Origin of the sequence: Psychrobacter sp. Sarcosine-02u-2, assembly GCF_002836335.1 — a bacterium.
Classification (GTDB): domain Bacteria; phylum Pseudomonadota; class Gammaproteobacteria; order Pseudomonadales; family Moraxellaceae; genus Psychrobacter; species Psychrobacter faecalis.
Genome location: NZ_PJBX01000165.1, coordinates 41999 through 60206 on the forward strand (window position 1 = coordinate 41999; position 18208 = coordinate 60206).

The 18208-nt window shown below is 38.8% G+C and carries 17 protein-coding genes and 1 other annotated feature; of the genes, 14 read left to right on the forward strand and 3 right to left on the reverse strand.

Annotated features, from left to right (window positions below; translation table 11 throughout):
• The first annotated feature begins 267 nt into the window (after positions 1-267).
• The 3 genes from CXF58_RS08725 to CXF58_RS08735 all read left to right on the forward strand — a co-directional run bounded on the left by CXF58_RS08725 (position 268) and on the right by CXF58_RS08735 (position 4126).
• Positions 268-1950, forward strand: coding sequence for a phosphoethanolamine transferase (locus CXF58_RS08725; RefSeq protein ID WP_102077233.1), 1683 nt, complete (start codon positions 268-270; stop codon positions 1948-1950).
• Positions 1951-1994: 44 nt separating this feature from the next.
• On the forward strand, positions 1995-2681 hold the full coding sequence (locus tag CXF58_RS08730) for a response regulator transcription factor (protein WP_025651489.1): 687 nt from the start codon (positions 1995-1997) through the stop codon (positions 2679-2681).
• A 98-nt stretch (positions 2682-2779) separates the two neighbouring features.
• Positions 2780-4126: a sensor histidine kinase gene (locus CXF58_RS08735; RefSeq protein ID WP_102077234.1), complete on the forward strand. Its 1347-nt coding sequence runs from the start codon at positions 2780-2782 to the stop codon at positions 4124-4126.
• Between the two features lie 56 nt (positions 4127-4182).
• On the opposite strand, the gene CXF58_RS08740 is transcribed toward CXF58_RS08735, so the two are convergent.
• The gene (locus CXF58_RS08740; protein WP_102077235.1) at positions 4183-5163 is read right to left on the reverse strand and encodes a CorA family divalent cation transporter; all 981 of its coding nucleotides are present in this window, start codon (positions 5161-5163) and stop codon (positions 4183-4185) included.
• A 271-nt stretch (positions 5164-5434) separates the two neighbouring features.
• Here CXF58_RS08740 and CXF58_RS08745 point away from each other — a divergent pair, with 271 nt between their 5' ends.
• The 3 genes from CXF58_RS08745 to CXF58_RS08755 all read left to right on the forward strand — a co-directional run bounded on the left by CXF58_RS08745 (position 5435) and on the right by CXF58_RS08755 (position 7750).
• A complete protein-coding gene (locus tag CXF58_RS08745) occupies positions 5435-6031 on the forward strand; it encodes a PepSY domain-containing protein (RefSeq protein WP_025651486.1) in 597 nt (198 codons plus the stop codon).
• A gap of 432 nt (positions 6032-6463) precedes the next feature.
• Complete coding sequence (locus CXF58_RS08750; protein WP_025651484.1) at positions 6464-6937, forward strand: diacylglycerol kinase; 474 nt, start codon at positions 6464-6466, stop codon at positions 6935-6937.
• 48 nt (positions 6938-6985) lie between these two features.
• The gene (locus CXF58_RS08755) at positions 6986-7750 is read left to right on the forward strand and encodes a PAP2 family lipid A phosphatase (protein ID WP_025651483.1); all 765 of its coding nucleotides are present in this window, start codon (positions 6986-6988) and stop codon (positions 7748-7750) included.
• On the opposite strand, the gene CXF58_RS08760 is transcribed toward CXF58_RS08755, so the two are convergent.
• Positions 7712-8257 (reverse strand): manganese efflux pump MntP, encoded by a 546-nt coding sequence (locus CXF58_RS08760; protein ID WP_025651482.1) that lies wholly within the window; start codon positions 8255-8257, stop codon positions 7712-7714. The genes CXF58_RS08755 and CXF58_RS08760 overlap by 39 nt on opposite strands.
• A 196-nt stretch (positions 8258-8453) precedes the next feature.
• Between CXF58_RS08760 and CXF58_RS08765 the strand changes: the two genes are divergently transcribed.
• From CXF58_RS08765 to CXF58_RS08780, 4 genes are all read left to right on the forward strand, one after another.
• Entirely contained in the window at positions 8454-9023 is a 570-nt protein-coding gene (locus CXF58_RS08765; RefSeq protein WP_180952558.1) for a PepSY domain-containing protein, read from the forward strand.
• Between the two features lie 149 nt (positions 9024-9172).
• Positions 9173-9832: a response regulator gene (locus CXF58_RS08770; RefSeq protein WP_025651479.1), complete on the forward strand. Its 660-nt coding sequence runs from the start codon at positions 9173-9175 to the stop codon at positions 9830-9832.
• Positions 9825-11480 (forward strand): sensor histidine kinase, encoded by a 1656-nt coding sequence (locus tag CXF58_RS08775; RefSeq protein ID WP_025672617.1) that lies wholly within the window; start codon positions 9825-9827, stop codon positions 11478-11480. The genes CXF58_RS08770 and CXF58_RS08775 overlap by 8 nt, the downstream gene beginning before the upstream one ends.
• A gap of 207 nt (positions 11481-11687) precedes the next feature.
• Positions 11688-12140 carry a transposase gene (locus CXF58_RS08780; RefSeq protein ID WP_102077237.1) on the forward strand — a complete coding sequence of 151 codons (453 nt, stop codon included), beginning with the start codon at positions 11688-11690 and terminating at the stop codon, positions 12138-12140.
• Here CXF58_RS08780 and CXF58_RS08785 read toward each other — a convergent pair.
• Positions 12104-13323, reverse strand: a protein-coding gene (locus CXF58_RS08785) for an IS3 family transposase (RefSeq protein ID WP_102077238.1) whose coding sequence is annotated in 2 segments (ribosomal slippage) — positions 12104-13041 and positions 13041-13323 — 1221 coding nt in all. Because the reading frame shifts where the segments join, the coding sequence is not laid out codon by codon here. The two genes, CXF58_RS08780 and CXF58_RS08785, sit on opposite strands and share 37 nt — an antisense overlap.
• Positions 12932-13048: a sequence feature (AL1L pseudoknot), on the reverse strand. It overlaps the preceding gene by 117 nt.
• Positions 13324-13454: 131 nt before the next feature.
• Between CXF58_RS08785 and CXF58_RS08790 the strand changes: the two genes are divergently transcribed.
• Genes CXF58_RS08790 through CXF58_RS08805 form a run of 4 tightly spaced genes read left to right on the forward strand, consistent with a single transcriptional unit; the run spans position 13455 to position 18093 of the window.
• Positions 13455-14462, forward strand: a complete 1008-nt coding sequence (locus CXF58_RS08790; RefSeq protein WP_093071338.1) for a CBASS cGAMP-activated phospholipase — start codon at positions 13455-13457, stop codon at positions 14460-14462.
• On the forward strand, positions 14455-15801 hold the full coding sequence (locus CXF58_RS08795; protein WP_093071337.1) for a CBASS cGAMP synthase: 1347 nt from the start codon (positions 14455-14457) through the stop codon (positions 15799-15801). The genes CXF58_RS08790 and CXF58_RS08795 overlap by 8 nt, the downstream gene beginning before the upstream one ends.
• 4 nt (positions 15802-15805) lie before the next feature.
• Entirely contained in the window at positions 15806-17593 is a 1788-nt protein-coding gene (locus CXF58_RS08800) for a ThiF family adenylyltransferase (protein WP_143007446.1), read from the forward strand.
• 11 nt (positions 17594-17604) lie between these two features.
• Positions 17605-18093 (forward strand): Mov34/MPN/PAD-1 family protein, encoded by a 489-nt coding sequence (locus tag CXF58_RS08805; RefSeq protein WP_093071335.1) that lies wholly within the window; start codon positions 17605-17607, stop codon positions 18091-18093.
• The last annotated feature ends 115 nt before the right edge of the window (positions 18094-18208 follow it).

Below are 18208 nucleotides of genomic sequence, written 5' to 3' on the forward strand. Positions count from 1 at the left end.
AGGTTATAGAGACTGCGTTAGCACCCTACTCAAAGATTTTTTTATCGATTGCTATAGTAATTATAATTAGTTGGTTTATTAGGCGTCGACTAACCAGCTAAAGTAGAGGCAATATGCATCCTTAAGCTTATTATCTAACTATTTATTTTTAAGAATATATTATCTTCTTAAAGCATTACTCAACCCAAATATCTTAACGTCTTCTTAACAGGCCTCTTGTTATCGTAAGGAATCAAACTCCTTACCATCCTGTTGAGAAGCCTAGTTATGTCAACCTCTCAAGCACTTAGCACTGAAATCACCAAAGCTCCTACCAAAAAAAGCTATCTAAACAGCATTTTTAATCATGAAATTAATCTTAACTATCTGATTATTATCGTTGCGCTCTATTTAGTCACTACTGCAAATTTTGGTTTTTTCGCGCAAGTGCTTAGCATTTACCCTTTTGGTAATAACGTTGGCTTCATAGTTTCTATCACAGGCTTATTGTTCGGCTTAATGTGGCTACTCATCCAATTATTTTGCTATCGTCCTATTGCTAAACCAGTGCTCATCGCTATGGTAATGATAGCGGCCGTATGTGGCTATTTTACTGACGCTTATGGCACTATTTTCGATACTAATATGCTGATCAATAGTATACAAACCGATCAACGTGAAGCGATGGGGTTGATGTCGCTAAGTTTTTTTACAAGAGTCTTTATACTAGGCATTATACCCGCAGTTATTATTGCTAAAATCCGCATAAAAAGAGTACCTATACGTCGAGCGCTATGGCAAAAAGCGTTAACCTTAACCTCATCTATCGCCTTAATAGCTGTCTGCCTACTGTCTTTTGGCGATCAATACGCCACCTTTTTCCGTCAGCATAAGATAGTCCGCAGTTACGCAAACCCTATTACTCCTATCTACTCGGTTATCAAATTAGGTACCGATTATGTTGAGAAACTTCGTCGTCCTGATACATTGACCCTGCATGCGACAGATGCCAAACGTATAACTCCTACTGCTGGAACTAACGCAGCAAAGCCTAAACTCATGGTATTTGTCGTTGGTGAAACAGTACGTGCTGATCATATCGGTCTTAATGGCTATGAGCGCGACACTATGCCTCTGCTGACTAGCCAACCAGATGTCTATAGCTTTAAAAATGCCACCTCATGTGGCACCTCTACTGCTTACTCCGTTCCCTGTATGTTTAGCTACTCTAATCGAGAGAGTTATGACAATAATATGGCAGACTATAATGAGAACGTATTAGACACACTAAATAAGCAAGGCGTCAATGTTATTTGGCGCGACAATAATTCGAGCTCTAAAGGGGTCGCGGATCGAGTAACTTTTGAAGATTATAAGACGGCTGATGTCAATCCAAATTGTGATGAGGAGTGTCGTGATATCGGTATGCTTGACGGTTTTGATACTTTAATTAAGTCAGATGCACCTGCCAAAGATACGCTTATTTTATTGCATCAAATGGGCAATCATGGTCCCGCTTATTACAAACGTTATCCTAAGGAATTTGAAGAGTACAAACCTGTATGCATGACTAATGAGCTCTCTAAATGCGATGATCAATCCGTCATCAACGCTTATGACAATGCCATTCGTTATACTGATTACTTCTTAAATAACGTGATTAATACGCTCAAAAAGTATGAGCAGGACTATGATGTCATAATGGTATATATTAGCGATCATGGCGAAAGTTTAGGCGAGAATAATATTTACTTGCATGGCATGCCCTACGCTATCGCACCTGATGCGCAAAAGCAGGTGCCTGTCATCATTTGGTCACCTAATAGTAATAATATTGATAAAAGTAGTCTCGTTAGTATGATTGATCAGCCCGTATCACATGACTTTATCACCCCAACTTTACTTAACTTTTTTGGTATTACTACCGATGAGGTAGCAGCAGCGCCAACCTTCTTTAAATCTACCCATTAAGACCTTTATCATAAGCCCTGCTAGCATTTATGCACGAGACCACTATGTACAAGATACTCATCATCGAAGACAATCCCGATATCGTCGCCAATATTTATGCCTTTTTTGAACCAAAAGGTTTTGAGCTGGACAACGCTCATAATGGCATTAGCGGCTTAACACTCGCTGCAAATAATCGCTATGACGTTATTTTATTAGATGTCATGCTGCCGGGTATGGACGGCACCAAGCTATGTAAAAAACTGAGAGAAGAGCTACATAATAAAACCCCTGTATTGATGCTGACGGCTCGTGATACGATTTTGGATAAAGTCGCAGGCTTCGATAGTGGCGCTGATGATTATCTGGTCAAACCCTTCTCACTCATTGAATTAGAATCACGGATTAAAGCGCTTATCCGTCGACACCAAGATGAGCATTTTGAGCACAGCTTAGCTGTCGGACCATTATCCTTAAATGCTAATGAGCACACGATTAGACGAGAAGGTACATCACTAAAACTGACACCAACAGGGTTTAAAATTTTAGAAACATTAATGAATGCGTCGCCACGAGTCGTCAGTAAAAGTGAGCTTGAGGAAAAGGTATGGGGTGAGGATATTCCAAGTAGCGATGCGCTACGGACTCATATGCATAGTGTGCGCGTACAAGTCGACAAGCCATTTGCCAGACCTATGATAATGACGATGCCTGGAGTGGGTTATCAAATTGTTGATCCCGATAAAGTGTAGAATATCTTAGTACGATTTACAGACTCAATCTGATTAAGAGTCGTCCTAGTTATACCTCCTATCCTCTTTCTACTACCTTATACTATGAAGTAAATGCCATGTTCAGCCTCGACTCTATCGCTAATAAATTTCGACTGTCATATTTTTTATTTGCCATATTACTTTGCGCTGCTTTCGTCAGTATTTTTATGTACGCTGAGACAAGGATGGAGCAAGAGTTGGTCAAAGCTCGCTTACTGCAACAGCTAGAGCTTAGTCAAGAAAAGGATGGCGATCAGCCTGTCTACACTGCAGATCCGGGCATAAAAATTTATCGCTATAATCATGCACCTGATAATTTAAAAGCTTTGGCAACCGAGACAGTGCAAGAGATGCCCGTAACCGTGCCCACCAAAGATGGCAATGTTAGAACTAATCTACATTTCTTCATCTATCAGCAAAATAAACAACGCTATGTTTTAACCTATTTAGAAGACACTGAGATGGTAATGAGGAACTACCCTGTCCTTGCCATTTTTGAACACCTAGAAGACATCTTTGCCAATGCCTTAAGAGTTGCCGTTATTTTAAGCTTACTAATTGCCGCAATATTTTCTCAGCTATCCTCTAGGCAAATTACTAAACCTTTATTAGACTTAAAAAAAGCAGTAGAAACCGATCATCAAAACTTAACCGAATTGACCCATTTGCCCTCCGAGGTTGGCGTATTAGCACGCGCTATTGATGAGAAGAATCATAAGCTTGAGCAGTATCTCAAACGTGAGCAGCTATTTACTGGAGATGTTAGCCACGAGCTGCGCACGCCTTTGACGATTATTATGGGTGCATCAGAAGTACTGGCTTCTCAATTAGAAGGCGATAGCCGTTTGAGCGAGTTTACTAATCGTATTAGTACTACAGCTAAAGAGACCTCTGAGATTATCAGCGCGTTATTACTACTCTCGCGTGCTCCTGAAAAACTGGACGCTCCGCAAACCTCTATCAATAGCATTGCTAACAATGAAGTGGAACGCTTAAAGTATTTGCTACGGTATAAGACTGTGACTTATGCAGTAGTCGCTGAACAAGAGTATTTTGCCTACGTACGACCTGAATTACTAAAAATGGCACTAGGCAACTTAATAAAGAATGCCTTTCAATACACGGATGAGGGTGAGGTAGTTATTATTATTGACGATAAAAAAATCACCGTTACCGATACTGGCTTGGGTATTCCTGAAGCGATGATGCCTCTACTCTATGAAAGGTTTGAGCGTTTAGAGCAAAAGAAAAATGATGGGCAATTAACTGATAAGTTCTCGTCAAAAGATTATACGAGCTATAAGGTTGATGGCACAGGGTTAGGTCTAAGTATTGTTCAGCGCATCATAACGCATATGGGCTGGCAACTTACCCATCAAGCTAATGCTGCAGGCGGTAGTACGTTTAGTATTTATTATAAATAAATTCTACTAATAAACAATCTTTAAAAGCCTAAGACATTACAAGTTAGCAGTACAGTTTAAAACCATTTCTTACTTTTAAAATACACAACGATGGCCACAGTCAATGTTACCATCACACCCCACAAGGCAAAGTAACCCTCATTCCATTTTAACTCAGGCATATAGTCAAAATTCATACCGTAAACGCCTACCAAAAATGTTAATGGTATAAATACCACTGACACTAAGGTCAAGGTACGTATGATTTCATTCAAACGATGGCCCTGAATTGAGAATATCAGATTGGTTTTACTATCAAGCTCAAACAACTCAAAATCAATTTCATCAATCAAATTGTTGGCTTGCTCTTTAAGTTCGGTGAAATACTTACTATCCATAGGAATAATATTAATCGTTTCCAGCTTTACAATGGTATTGCGAAGGCTCAGCGTCGCTTTCTTAAAGTTCAACATGCGACGTTTTTGCTCCTCAACCTTTTTAGTAAAATAAGGCGTTGGATTAATATTGGTCACCTTTATCGAGTCACCGTCAGCATTCAGTAATTTCTCAAACGTCTCTTCATAGTTTGCTATCAATGACTCAATCAACAGAAAAAGCAAATAATCTACTTTTTTGCTTCGAACTTGTCCTTTGCCTTCGCTTAAGCGATCACGAATCCACTGAAAATGATTATTATGATTCTCTTGCAAACTCCATAACATATTTGACGATACAACGAAAATCAATTGTTTATTATCTAGATTTTTGTCATCAGTTTTTAATACTTTTAGAGCGATAAACAGGACATTATCGAGTTCGATAACCTTATTGGCATGCTCATCATCTTGCAATAATTTAATTAAAAAATCATCAAACTGGTTCTGGATGACAACTTGTTTCATCTCATTTAATTCACTCAATCCATAAGTATTGAGCCAAAAAACTTCGTCGCCGTGAGGCTTAAAGTTTAAAATTAAGATATCTTCACAAGGTACTATTGACACTTTTGAAGGTGAATAAGTAATAAGTGTAGTGTTTCGTAAGAACTTTTCTGACATCCCTTCCCCCTATAGAAACTCCTTTAATCAAAATTTAGTAAACTTGATATCTAGAACAAATATTAGCTATGTTAAACGTTTAATAGTCTTTTAATAGTGATTTAACTCAGAAAATTAAGCAATATTTATTATATCTACTCGCTAATCAAACTCTTATTTTCCGCTAAGTTTCCCCTATGTCGTCTCTCGTATTATAGATTCATACCCACAAGGTAGCTGGCAAAACCACTAATGGTGTGTCAGAAATTGATTAATACAAAGGATGACTCTCATGAAAAACTTATCAACGCTAACCAAATCAGCAATCATCGCCCTTACTATTGCAGGCGTAGGTGCAACCGCTATCGCCGCCCCTGCTGCTAATACCAAAGCCGTAACTGGATCAAGTGAAGCTGTCAGCGCTATGCAAAGTAAGATCAGCTTAACGCAAGCAATCGATATAGCTAAACAGAATGCTAAAGGTGATCTAATCAGCGCAGAATTCGATTATGACGACGATGATGATAATGGCAACGGTGCTGTAACGGGCGAGTATGAAGTTGAGTTTGTATCAAACGGTACGGCTTACGAGGTCAAGATCGACGCCAATACTGGCAAAGTCATCGAGACTGAAAAAGAGAAGTTAGATAAAGAAGACATGGCTGAATATAGAGCGCTGATGCAAGCCAAAGTTACGCTAACTAGTGCTATGCAAAAAGCCACTCAAAGCGTAAATGGTAAAGTCATCGGTGTTGAGTTCGAGCTTGAAAAAGGTCAAGCCTTATATGACATCGAAGTTGTCAAAGACAATCAGATATATGATGTGAGCATAGATGCCAATACTGGCAAGGTTCTAAGCAGCCAAGTTGATATGGAGGATGATGGCTAAAAAGTAAGCAAAGCTAAATACTAACTCTTCATTAATAGGATGCAGTAGCCAATACCTTGATAAACAAGGTGTCGGCTATTGCTTTTTTGTATATATTGAATTTTGATATTAATATTGCCCTTTCCAAATAATTTTATAAATATTTTTTATCTTAACGCTTCCTTAACAGCTCCAAGCACATACTGATACCCAAGTGCTAACCAGTGCCCTCCTACACTGGGATCATTACAACAATAAATATATCGGTGATTGCACTTTTTCTTATTTTCACTGTAACTTCAATAGTCAGTAGTAGCCAATACCTTAATCAAACTCGGTATTCGCTACTGCTTCTTATTATATGAAATTCATCTTAACGCGATCTTAACATGCACTGTAATATCATTAAGACCTGCCAGCTATTCTAATCTTAATAAATACTAAGCTATCGATATGAATAATTCCAAGACTACTGCTCTGAGCCACGAACATACAAATCTTGATTATAAAAATCAGCCTGTATCTGATGATACTTTTGTAGCGGATAGTTTTGCAAATGAGGTTAAAGGTAAAAAAGGGTTAGCCCGTATTGTAAAAGCTACGGGGTATTCTATAGATGGTTTTAAAGCGGCTTATAAGTTTGAAGCGGCCTTTAGGCAAGTTATCTGGCTCAATCTCTTATTGTTCACGGTCATTATATTTATGCCTTTTAACGTCAGCGCCAAAATGGTGCTTGTGATTGCTTCATTCTTATCCCTCATTGTGGAGCTTATTAATACGGGTATTGAAGCGAGCGTCGATCATACTTCAACGGATCATCATCCCCTCGCTAAAATAGCCAAGGACGTGGGTTCTGCCGCGCAATTTTTGGCATTATTACTATTGTTCGTTTTGTGGTGCATGGCGTTATCTAATCTTTTATTTTAAAAAGTGCTTAAATTTTTAGCAATTTAATACATTGAGTAAGGTATTTTCATGATTTTAGAAGATAACCCAACTAACTGGATATGGCTTAAGCTTTTTTGCTTAACAATTATTGCCGCTCTAACCTTTGAGCATAGCCAATTTGATGTTCGTATTAGTGAGTTTTTCTATAATAATGGTCAGTGGCTGATAGAAAAAGGCGAACAGCCTTACGCTTTTATTTTTTATGATGGTCCTAAAGCATTATTAATCTTGTTGGCTCTCTATTTAATATCCGTATTGGTTATCAAATACAGACAATCTTCAAATATCGCCTCTATCATCGATAACAATAAAACAAGTAAATTTATTGTGCCCTTCTCAATTCGTGAAATAAGTTACTTACTTATTGTTCTTATTGTGGTGCCTTCTACTATCGCGCTATTAAAAAGCGTTACTCATGTGAGCTGTCCTAATCATCTAACGCTTTTTGGCGGGGATCTACCTTATCTTAATCTATGGCAAAATATGCTTGCTAAAACCGATACAAAATGTTTTCCAGCAGCTCATGCCAGCGCAGGATTTTCTTTGTATGGCTTAGCATTTTTACCTACTCTTTATAAGTATCGCTATCGAATATTTGAAATCGTAACCGTATTAGGCTGGACAATGGGCCTATATAAAATGATGTTTGGTGATCATTTTTTTAGTCATACCTTAGTATCGATGTTGGTGTCTTTGACTATAGCTTGTGCGCTGGCCAGCGTGTTTTTTAAGAGAACAGAGCATAATTATGCTTCAAATAACCATCTTCACACCAATCGCTATCAGCACTAAACCGCCCAAAGCTTCTGCCCAACTGCCGAGCCATGTTCCTGACTGGCGTCCTATATAAGCCCCTAAAACACTTAAAATAGCGGTCGTCAATGCGATGATTAAACAGGCAGCATAAGCATTAACTACCAACAGGTTTAACGTAAAGCCCGCTGCCATCGCATCGAGACTAGTCGCTATAGCCAATGACAGCAAGGTTTTATGACTTACATTGATCCGAGTATCGTCACTAACCGAACACGACTCATAAAGCATCTTAATCCCAAGAGCCACTAGTATGATAAAAGCAATCCAAGCAGCCCATTCCGCAAACCAACCGAGCATAGTAGAGCCAAGCGCATAACCAATTAGCGGCATCACCCCCTGAGCAACACCGAAGTATAATCCAATGAGTAACGCCATTTTTATAAACTGCGACTTACCATCGCTTCTATGTGTCGAGCCAAGACCGATTGCAGCCGCAAACGCATCCGCAGCGAGTGCTAACGCCAATAATAGTATCTCAAACATAATAAAATATTACTCTGTATAAGGATTATCGAAAGAGCAACAGCATTATAGCCCAAAAATATGAGTAGCTAACTGAACGCTTATTCTACGCTAAGCTTCTTCTATGTCTTGTTTTGTATGATGGACTCATATCGACACTTCTGACAACTTTGATAATGAGTCGTCAGACATGAACCTTAAATACGGAGTAAACACGATGAAAAAACTATCAACCCTAAGCAAATCCCTACTTATTGCTCTTAGCGTTCTAGGTATTGGTACTCTCGCTGTTGCCTCAGGTCAAATACCTGCTATTTCAGGCGCAAAGACGAGTGACGCAGTCGCGATAGCACAGAGTAAAATCAGTCTAGAGCAAGCCGTCGCTATTGCGCAAAAAACAGTCAAAGGAGACTTAATTAGCGCTGAGTTTGACCAAAACGATTATATGGCAAGTGGCGAGTATGAAATCAAGCTTATCAATGATGGAGTGGAGCATGAAGTAAAAATTGACGCCAGTAGCGGCAAAGTTCTAAAATCTAAGCAGGAAAAAATAGATCAAGACGACTTAGCAGAATATAACGCTATGAGGCAAGCCCAAATAACCCTAACCCAAGCCATGCAAAAAGCAACGCAAAGTGTTGGTGGCAAAATTACTGAAGCAGAGTTTGATTTTGATAACGGTATACCCGCTTATGAGATTGAAATAGCTAAAGGGATGGACATAAATAAACTGATAATCGATAGCATGAATGGTCAGGTTGTCAGCAGTCAGTTAAATGATGATTAATATTTTAAAACTTGGTTGAATATAGCTTAACAACGGCTCTACTCTGTACACTAGTATCGATTAGAGCTTTTTAGTTTGAGGACGCTATAAAAAGTGTCACTATAGATAAATATTTTTTAATCCTACTAGTCACATAATAAGGATATCCCATGCGCGTATTGGTAGTCGAAGATGACTTGATGATTGGCGAGAGTCTGAGCGAAGCCTTGCAAGATGAGGCTTATACGGTTGATTGGGTCAAAGACGGTCGTCAAGCCATACTGACATTAAGGGTGCAACCTTATGACATCATCTTATTAGACTTAGGTCTTCCAGAAGTTGATGGCATGGGCGTGTTGACTGCTATTCGCGATGCCAAGATTGAAACACCAGTGTTGATACTCACCGCGCGTGATCAATTAAAAGATAGAATTGCAGGCTTAGACTCAGGGGCTGATGATTATGTCGTCAAGCCTTTTGAGTTAGGAGAAGTCTTTGCACGCATGAGAGTACTTATTCGCCGTGCCCAAGGCAAGGCTGATAATCAAGTGACGGTTGGCAATTTAAGTTTAGATACCGCGCACAAACGGGTCATGATGGATGGTAGCCCTATCGATTTAACCGCAAAGGAGTACATGCTTCTCACTACCTTTATGCTATCGCCTGAAAAAGTCATGTCCAAAAATGAGCTTGAGGATTCGTTATATGGCTGGGGCGGCGAAGTTGAAAGTAACGCCATTGAGTTTTTGATTCATAGTTTACGCAAAAAGGTCGGACAAGATAGAATCAAAAATGTTCGTGGCCTTGGATGGTATATCAGCAATGCCTAAATTTCGTAAGCCCTTTAACTCATTACAGTTCCAACTTATCTTTTGGTCTGTTGTGTCATTATTACTACTGGCAATAGTGGCTGGTGGTTATGGATTTTGGTACAGCTATAACGAGATAAATGACTTTCAGGATGATAACTTAAAAAATACTGCTGCCTTATTAGAGCAGTCGCTTAATATTAGTGGTTTAAATAATAATGCTGCTTATTCATACAGTGACGAGCATGCCCGCAGCAACATTCACTTTGATACCGATGACGATGATGGTGCGATCACCGTTGATATAGTCATACTCTCCGCCTCACTCAATAACGGGGTAGAAGATTATCAGAACGTTCAAAGCGATGATGAGCATGATTACTCAGAACCTATACCGTTGGCATTAGTAAATAGCGTTCCACAAGGGATAAGCGATCAAAACATTGACGGTCATTCTTGGCGAACCTATAGAAATGATGTCAAGATTGAGTCTTTAGATACTGATGAAGAAGTGGCTCTAATTTTGCGCCAACAGACAGATTTACAGGATGATTTAGCCAAAGCTAGTGCCTTACAGTCTTTTTTACCCCTTATTATCGGTATAGCATTATTACTGCTTTTACTGCCTTTTATCATGTGGCGCATGATGAAACCTGTGCGTCAATTGCATCATGAGATAAGCGCACGTAATGAGAATGACCTAAGTCCTTTATCGATTGGTAGACTGCCCTCTGAATTGCTGCCACTAGCCGAATCGTTAAATAGATTATTGGCTATAGTCAAAATTAGTATTGAACGTCAGCAACGCTTTATCGCTGATGCTGCCCATGAACTGCGCTCGCCGCTGACTGCCATCTCACTACAATTACAACGATTACAGCGTATTAGTAATGATAACGTTATGTCGGAAGGCCTCGATAAACTGGCTATTCGCTTGAGGCGTAATCAAAGTTTGGTTGAGCAATTATTAACGCTCGCTCGTGCTGGTAATATCAATACCGAGCTTGGTACCGAGACAACAGCAACCAATGTTAAATCTATTATCGAACAAGTCATAGGGTTACTCATTCCTATTGCTGATAATAAGAACATCGAACTAACTGTCGACTTACAGTCAAGTAGCAAAGTAAAGATAGATGAGACATCATTATTAATGCTCATAAAAAACCTGATTCAAAACGCTATTATTTATACGCTAGATAATGGTCAAGTCATGGTTAAACTCTATCAACTTGAGCAAAACTCAGGCAGTTTGGATAAATCGGCTTTAAATGCTCAATATAATTTTGGCTCACATGTGATTCAATCTGGGAAATTAAATGATATATCCAAGACGCTAGATAACAAATTAGTATTACAGATCATAGATTCAGGCGCAGGCATTGACCCTAGTGATTATGAGAAAGCTTTTGAACCCTTTATACGGCTTAATCAAGTGATTAGTGCAGCTGATCAATTTAGCGACAGTAAACTTAACAATAGTATAAGCGCTTCAAGATCAGATAGCGCAAGTAAGCAATCACAGGAAATAGAAGGTACAGGACTTGGGCTCTCTATTGTTAAATCAATCTGTGAGCAGGCAGGTATCGATGTCTTTATGAAGGACTCTAATTCTGAGATTTTAAACTTACATGATAATCGAGGACTTTGTATAACTTTGATCTTTTAAACTCATACATAGAAATTTTAATAGATCTAAATAGTTGCATCTTCACACTTTCTTAACATCTCTATTGATAATTTAGTGACATCTACAACGTAACATTAAATTTGTTTACTAATAGAGTGAATCTAACGTAAGCATCCGACCATCCCATCTTTTCCTCACTTAAAAAATGCGAGATAGTGTCCACGATTAATAATCGTGGACACTAACATGACAACACAACCACCTAACAAACCCAAACGTAGAACTTACAGCGCTGAGTTTAAAGAACTTTTAGTACAAGAAGCTGAAGGTTCAGGGCGATCAATTGCCAGTATCGCTCGAGACCATGGCATCAACCAGAACCTTCTCCATAACTGGAAACGTCAGCATCACCGCAAAAAGACTCAAACTGGCATATTACCTGCTGCCATAAACAGTCCTGCTGATCCAAACTCCTGCTTTATCCCAATCCGCCTTGAACCTCAAGCAACTCATCTGTCCTCACCCTCCGTAATACAAAACATCAAGCTGCAAATCAGAGCCCCAGGACCTGGGTCCATAAGCCTCACTATTGCCCAAATAGACACCCAAAGTTTGATTGACCTTGAACCGCCCCGACTTTATCGGAGGCTGATTTACTTTAGTCAGGCAGCAATGCCTGACAGGATTAAATTATCATAATACCGCTTTTCAAACTCAAAGGGCGACACATATCCAATCGTGCTATGCAGTCGTGTTTTGTTAAACCAATCGACCCATTCAAGGGTTGCCAGTTCAACATCGTTCACACTAGACCAGCTCTCTTTCAAATAATGAATCACCTCAGACTTGTACAGCCCATTGACCGTTTCAGCCAATGCATTGTCGTATGAATCGCCTGTTGTACCAACAGAGGCAATCACACCGCAGTCAGCCATCTTATCTGTGTAGCGAATGGATAAATACTGAACCCCTCGATCACTGTGATGAATCACATCTTTGGGATTATTCCTATCTGCTATCGCTTGATTGAGCGCGGCCATCACCATATCGGTGTTCATGCGATTGGATACTTTCCAGCCCACAATGGCACGAGCGAACACATCAATAATAAAAGCAGTATAAACCCAGCCACTCAGTGTCTTGATATAGGTAAAATCTGCAACCCACAGCTGATTAGGACGATGGGCATTAAAGTTACGATTGACCAAGTCATCAGCGCGTTTTTGGTCATCACGGCTGGTGGTGGTAATCTTGCCTTTGCCACGCCAAACGCCTTGCATACCATACTGCTTCATTAAACGCTCTATGGTACAACGAGCAACCTTTAACCCGTCAGCCTTCATCTGCTGCCATACTTTACGCGCACCGTAACGGCATTTACTGTCTTGCCAAATACGTTTAATCTCTCTGAAATAATAGTCATCATGCTGACTGCGTAATGAGCGCTTCTCAGGGCAGTCCTCTAAGTCTTTAGCACGGTAGTAGGTTGACGGGGCAATCGGTAGTACTCTACAAATCAGCTCGACCCCATAACTACCTCTATAGTCATCAATAAACTGAACCATTATCTGGGTGGACGGCCCTTCTCCGCCTGGGCTTCAAGACCAGCAGCCTTACGTATAATCTCATTGGCTTGCTTGAGCTCTTTGTTCTCTCGTTCAAGCTCTTTGATACGCTCTTTGTCACTTTGAGCTTGTACTGAGGCGGGAATGGTTTGGTCTATGTGCTTTTTATGCCATGATCGCAGTGTCTCAGGCGTACAGCCAATCTTTGACGCTATGGCTTGAATAGCTGACCAGGTGGAAGGATAGTCGCTTAATGCTTCAATCAGCATGCGAACGGCGCGGTCTTTAATCTCGGGGGTGTAGTGTCGTGTTTTCATCGTTGTATTCTCTCAGAATGTTGAGTCTCCGACAATACCGGGGCGGTTCATTATGTAGCGAAATATTGTTGGTAATACCTTGAAAATTTAAAAAGATAAACCAATATATATAAATTATAAGGAGATTACGTATGGTCCATGATGATTCATTTCGAATACTAACTTTAACTGGTGGAGGTTTTCGAGGTTTGTACACCGCTAAAGTTCTAGAAGAGCTGGAAAACGAGTATGGTTATCCTATAGGTAGATTTTTTAACTTAATCGCCGGTACTTCTATAGGTGGAATCCTAGCTCTTGCAGTTGCTGCTGAAATACCCATGTCAGATGTGGTTAAGCTTTTTGAACAACATGGTGATAAGATTTTTAAGAAAAGAAAGGCTAATCTATTTTCGATAAAACGTTCTACTTATAGCATTGATGTGTTGAAAGAGCAGCTAGAGATAATGTTTAAGGAAGACAAGCTAGGCAGTCTTAAACATAACGTTATTATACCAGCCATCAACTTTTCTGTAGGTAAGCCAGTAGTATTTAAAACTCCCCATCATCATACATTCAAGCGTGATAAGCATCATTTAATTGTTGATGTGGCATTGGCTACTTCAGCTGCTCCCATATACTTTCCTAAGTACGTATTCGACAATACTCAATATGTAGACGGTGGACTGTTTGCCAATAATCCAAGCATGTTAGCAATTCACGAAGCGCAGTATTTCCTAAATGCTAAGCAAGAGAATATTCTACTTCTTAATGTTGGCACCCTATCTTCACGTATTTCAGCAAACCCCAAAACAAACAAATTAGGTGGAATGTTAGACTGGGCACATGGTAAAAATTTGAGCAATGCACCGAAAAATATTATCGAACTCACCTTGTCCACACAACAGCAAATGATGACATTTATTACCCAGCATCTGCTAAAAGAAAGGTACTTAAGTATTGACGAAAATTTAACAAACGAAGCTGCCAACTATGTATCACTAGATAGAGCGGATGCTGCTGCTAAAGAAGTACTGTTATCAACAGCTATGCAAAATTCAAAAGAAGCTCTTGGTAAAGAACTTATAAAAACAATTTTCTTGAAACCAGTCGAACTTCACAACACAGCCATACAACCAAATACTGAGGATTCAAATGAGTGATAACCTTAAAACAAACAACTTACATAGTGTTTTCAAAAACGATACTGATGGTTTTTTCAAGAAGCTTTTACCTAAAGGCGAGCAGTTCCAAGTGTTCAAAGACTGCAAAGATCAGATTAAGGCTGTTATAGAAATACAAGTTGAAAAAGTATATGGTGTCAGACCAAAATTTAGACTCCAAGGTTCCTGGGCGTATGGTGTATGTAATGCCCCAGCACTCCCTGAGCAAGAAATGGATTTTGATTACGGTTGTTATCTACCAGAGTCATGTTTTTTAGAAGGTCAAAGCGCTGAAGTGGCTAATAAGCTCTTTGAAACTGTAGAAGAATGTCTGGATATACTATGTAATGATAATGGTTGGGAATTGGATAAAGAACATAAAAATTGCATTCGAATTAGAGGCTTTATGCCTCAAGGTCAACCCAAAGCACATTTTGATATTCCGTTGTATGCTCTACCAAACGAGATGTTTGATGATTTAACAGATGCTAGCGTTAAGCAAGACTCTTCAACAGTTAGTAAAGAAGAGGCTTCTTACGATAGTATCCAAGAAAGCAGAAGCTTTGATTTTTCAGAGGATGTAGATCCTAATAACTTATCATTATTCTTTAATGAAAGTACATTTAGTGGTACAACTTTATCTGCCAACTTATCTTACTCTCCCTCTTATGATTCTATGATCACTGAAGATTCTAGTAAGGCTAATGCAAAGAATATTAAGAAGCGTTCAAAAATAAAAAACGTAAGTCTAATACAACGAGATGAAGATGAATGGCTCGTTTCAGACTGTGAAAAGGTACGTGAATGGTTTTTAGCAGAATGTGAAAAATATCCCAATACTGGACAACAACTTCGTGCAGTCATTAGGTATTTAAAGTCATGGCGTGATTATAATCAATATCAAAAGGCTCCTAGCTCTGTTTCATTGATGATAATTGCTACTGAACACTATCAGCATTTGCAGCAAAGAGATGATAGAGCGCTTTTTGAAATACTTTTGAATTTAGAACATGCACTTAAAAACGATATAAAATGCAAGTATATTGAAGGACATTCTACAGAAGACTTTAATAGAGCAAATAATGAACAACGAGAAGAGAATGCTGAGCTGGCATCAGAGCTTTGTAGTGGCTTTGATAGAGTTCTTCATAAATCCCAAAATGAGAATACCTGCCTCAACATATTAGAAAGCTTGTTTGGTGAGAGAATACCATCTAACAGACCTGATTTAGTAACGATTAATGTCGATACCAAGGCTTCAGTCGCAACCGTTGTTGACAATGCACCTGTACAGGTTGCTGCTGAGTCTGCATCAATAAAGCCTCAAATCGGTGGGTAGAGCATTGCAAAAACAGATGTCTTTGTACGATATAATCTCTGGTATAAATGACAATTTTTGTAATTGGAGATACACAAAAGGTAGGCGACCATCATCGGCTAATAGTCGTGATAAATCAATGTATGATGGTTGGTTTACTTCTTTTGAAACTAAGGATAATACAAACTTTCAAATACTGATTCAGGTAGAAGATTGGGACTTCGTTAGTTTGCCAAACGTGTATGTTAAAGCTCCTCTTCCTGATTATATTCAAAACCTTTTACCCCTTGCTCATTTTTCTATTGATAAACGCGAGTATAAAGGCGATTGGTATTATTCAGTTTGCTATAGTTTACATGATGCTTATGAGCTTAAAATTTCAGACCCTTTAGGAGTTTTAGGCTGGGTTCTAGATAAAACTAAAATTATTATAGAAGCGCTTATTAAGAACAAGCGTCATAGGTCTGATGAGTTTCTAAGAGAGTTGACCCCGATATGGCAAAGTATAGCAAGTTACCATTCTAGTAATTTAATTAAATCTAACGATGCAGCTGTACAGTCGATCCACGATCTTTTGTTGCCTGTAATTTATGACTTGAAGCAAGGGTGGCATCTTGTTCCTTGGATAGTTAAAGACGGGCATATAGAAGCAAATACGTTAATTATTCATATTCCTAGTAAACAACTTGCTAAAATACCTTCTATGCCTTCTGTATTTATTGATGTGAAAAGTAGCAAAGGTATACCACTCAAGTATTTCTTACTATGGCTCAAACAGTGGAGTCATGTAGCCTTTAGACTGATAGTCAGTGAAATTGCATCCAATATTGAGCGACATAGAGAGACAACATTATATTTTCCAGTGTGTCTTGTCGTCGATAAACAATTACTGTCATTGTGCATAGAGCTAGAAAATCTAAAAGAGTTAGTATCTGGTAGCGCTAGTAAGCACTTAAAATTAGCAAACCATTCCAAGCTACTCTCTAATTCTAAAGTAGTTTTTAGCAGTGCTGTAAACCTTACTCCCAATTTTTTATTTACGAGGAACCTTGACAATTTGGAACAACCAAACTTAATAGGTAAGAATATTGCCCTACTAGGATGCGGAGCGATTGGTGGTTATTTAGGATTATCTTTAGCACGCCTGGGCGCTGGTGCGAGTGGTGGAAAACTCACGTTGATAGACAGCGACATCTTCCAAGAGGAGAATATTGGTAGACATGCACTTGGTAAAGCGTATCTTCATAGAATGAAAGCTAGCGCGTTAAAGCAAGAAATAGCTCAGCAGATACCTGACCTAAATATCGAGGTACATAATATCAACGCTTGTAATAGGAGTATTTTAAAAAATATTTCAAACTATGATCTTATTATCGATGCTACTGCCAAAATAGAAGCATCTGAAACAATCAATAAGTTTTTCTTTGATTCAGACGGCAAGACACCCCCATTGATTCATAGTTGGATTAGAGGCAATGGAGAGTGTGTTCAAGCTTTGTATAATGATAAAGATACAAATTATGCCTGTCGGTCCTGTATAAATAAAAGTGGTAATTCGATACGTGAAGAATATGACGCCCTAAAAGGTATGACTGCTGCAAGGTCTTTCATGGCATGTGCCGATTTTACACCTTTTGCTGTATCAGCAAGTATGTCAGCTGCTGCTTTAACAATTGATATGATTTTGGACTGGCTACAAGGAGATGTTAGTCCAAGATATCGAACTCGTTATACTGAGAAATGGATGGGGGAGAAAATAGAAAGTAAAGATTACGCTCCTTCTCTTGAATGCCATATATGTAAAATTAACTGATTTGGTTCCATATGTTTAATAATTCTTGGGAATTTTCTAGTACTTCTCCCGTAAATGCTGTTTTGATGCAGCCTTCGGTACTTGAAAAAATAGATCAATGGAGACAAAAGGGTTTTCTGAGTCAGGCGGAAGCTTGTGGTATCTTACTTGGTGAGCGAAAAGGTTTTAAGGGAAAAGAACAATATCTGAATATCACAGATATAACGTTACCTTATAACACTGATATTAGAAAACCAACAGCGTACATAAGGAATACTGAAGGTCATCAAGCTTATCTAGATGAGTTACATAAACAAAGTAAAGGTAGAATACAGTATTTAGGCGAGTGGCATAGTCACCCTCAAAACGTAGCAACTCCCTCTTCGATTGACTATAGAGAATGGCATAAAACCTGCTTAAATTTTCCCAATCTACCTTTAGTGTTCTATATAGCAGGAGTAACAGAAGACTGGATGGGTATCCAAGCTGATCAATCAATATATCTGCCTAAAACTTTGTAGTAATAATTTCTGATGTTGTTACCATCACTAAGACCTATTTGCTATTTTTAATTTATTAGGGTGTGTTGACATATATAGAATAATTGATAATCATAGTGTTATGACTAGATTAACA

Coding starts and splice junctions, on each gene's coding strand:
- CXF58_RS08725 (WP_102077233.1), top strand. CDS start 268: ATGTCAACCTCTCAAGCACTTAGCACTGAAATCACCAAAGCTCCTACC.
- CXF58_RS08790 (WP_093071338.1), top strand. CDS start 13,455: ATGGTCCATGATGATTCATTTCGAATACTAACTTTAACTGGTGGAGGT.
- CXF58_RS08755 (WP_025651483.1), top strand. CDS start 6,986: ATGATTTTAGAAGATAACCCAACTAACTGGATATGGCTTAAGCTTTTT.
- CXF58_RS08795 (WP_093071337.1), top strand. CDS start 14,455: ATGAGTGATAACCTTAAAACAAACAACTTACATAGTGTTTTCAAAAAC.
- CXF58_RS08730 (WP_025651489.1), top strand. CDS start 1,995: ATGTACAAGATACTCATCATCGAAGACAATCCCGATATCGTCGCCAAT.
- CXF58_RS08770 (WP_025651479.1), top strand. CDS start 9,173: ATGCGCGTATTGGTAGTCGAAGATGACTTGATGATTGGCGAGAGTCTG.
- CXF58_RS08740 (WP_102077235.1), bottom strand. CDS start 5,163: ATGTCAGAAAAGTTCTTACGAAACACTACACTTATTACTTATTCACCT.
- CXF58_RS08775 (WP_025672617.1), top strand. CDS start 9,825: ATGCCTAAATTTCGTAAGCCCTTTAACTCATTACAGTTCCAACTTATC.
- CXF58_RS08765 (WP_180952558.1), top strand. CDS start 8,454: ATGAAAAAACTATCAACCCTAAGCAAATCCCTACTTATTGCTCTTAGC.
- CXF58_RS08805 (WP_093071335.1), top strand. CDS start 17,605: ATGTTTAATAATTCTTGGGAATTTTCTAGTACTTCTCCCGTAAATGCT.
- CXF58_RS08745 (WP_025651486.1), top strand. CDS start 5,435: ATGAAAAACTTATCAACGCTAACCAAATCAGCAATCATCGCCCTTACT.
- CXF58_RS08735 (WP_102077234.1), top strand. CDS start 2,780: ATGTTCAGCCTCGACTCTATCGCTAATAAATTTCGACTGTCATATTTT.
- CXF58_RS08760 (WP_025651482.1), bottom strand. CDS start 8,257: ATGTTTGAGATACTATTATTGGCGTTAGCACTCGCTGCGGATGCGTTT.
- CXF58_RS08780 (WP_102077237.1), top strand. CDS start 11,688: ATGACAACACAACCACCTAACAAACCCAAACGTAGAACTTACAGCGCT.
- CXF58_RS08750 (WP_025651484.1), top strand. CDS start 6,464: ATGAATAATTCCAAGACTACTGCTCTGAGCCACGAACATACAAATCTT.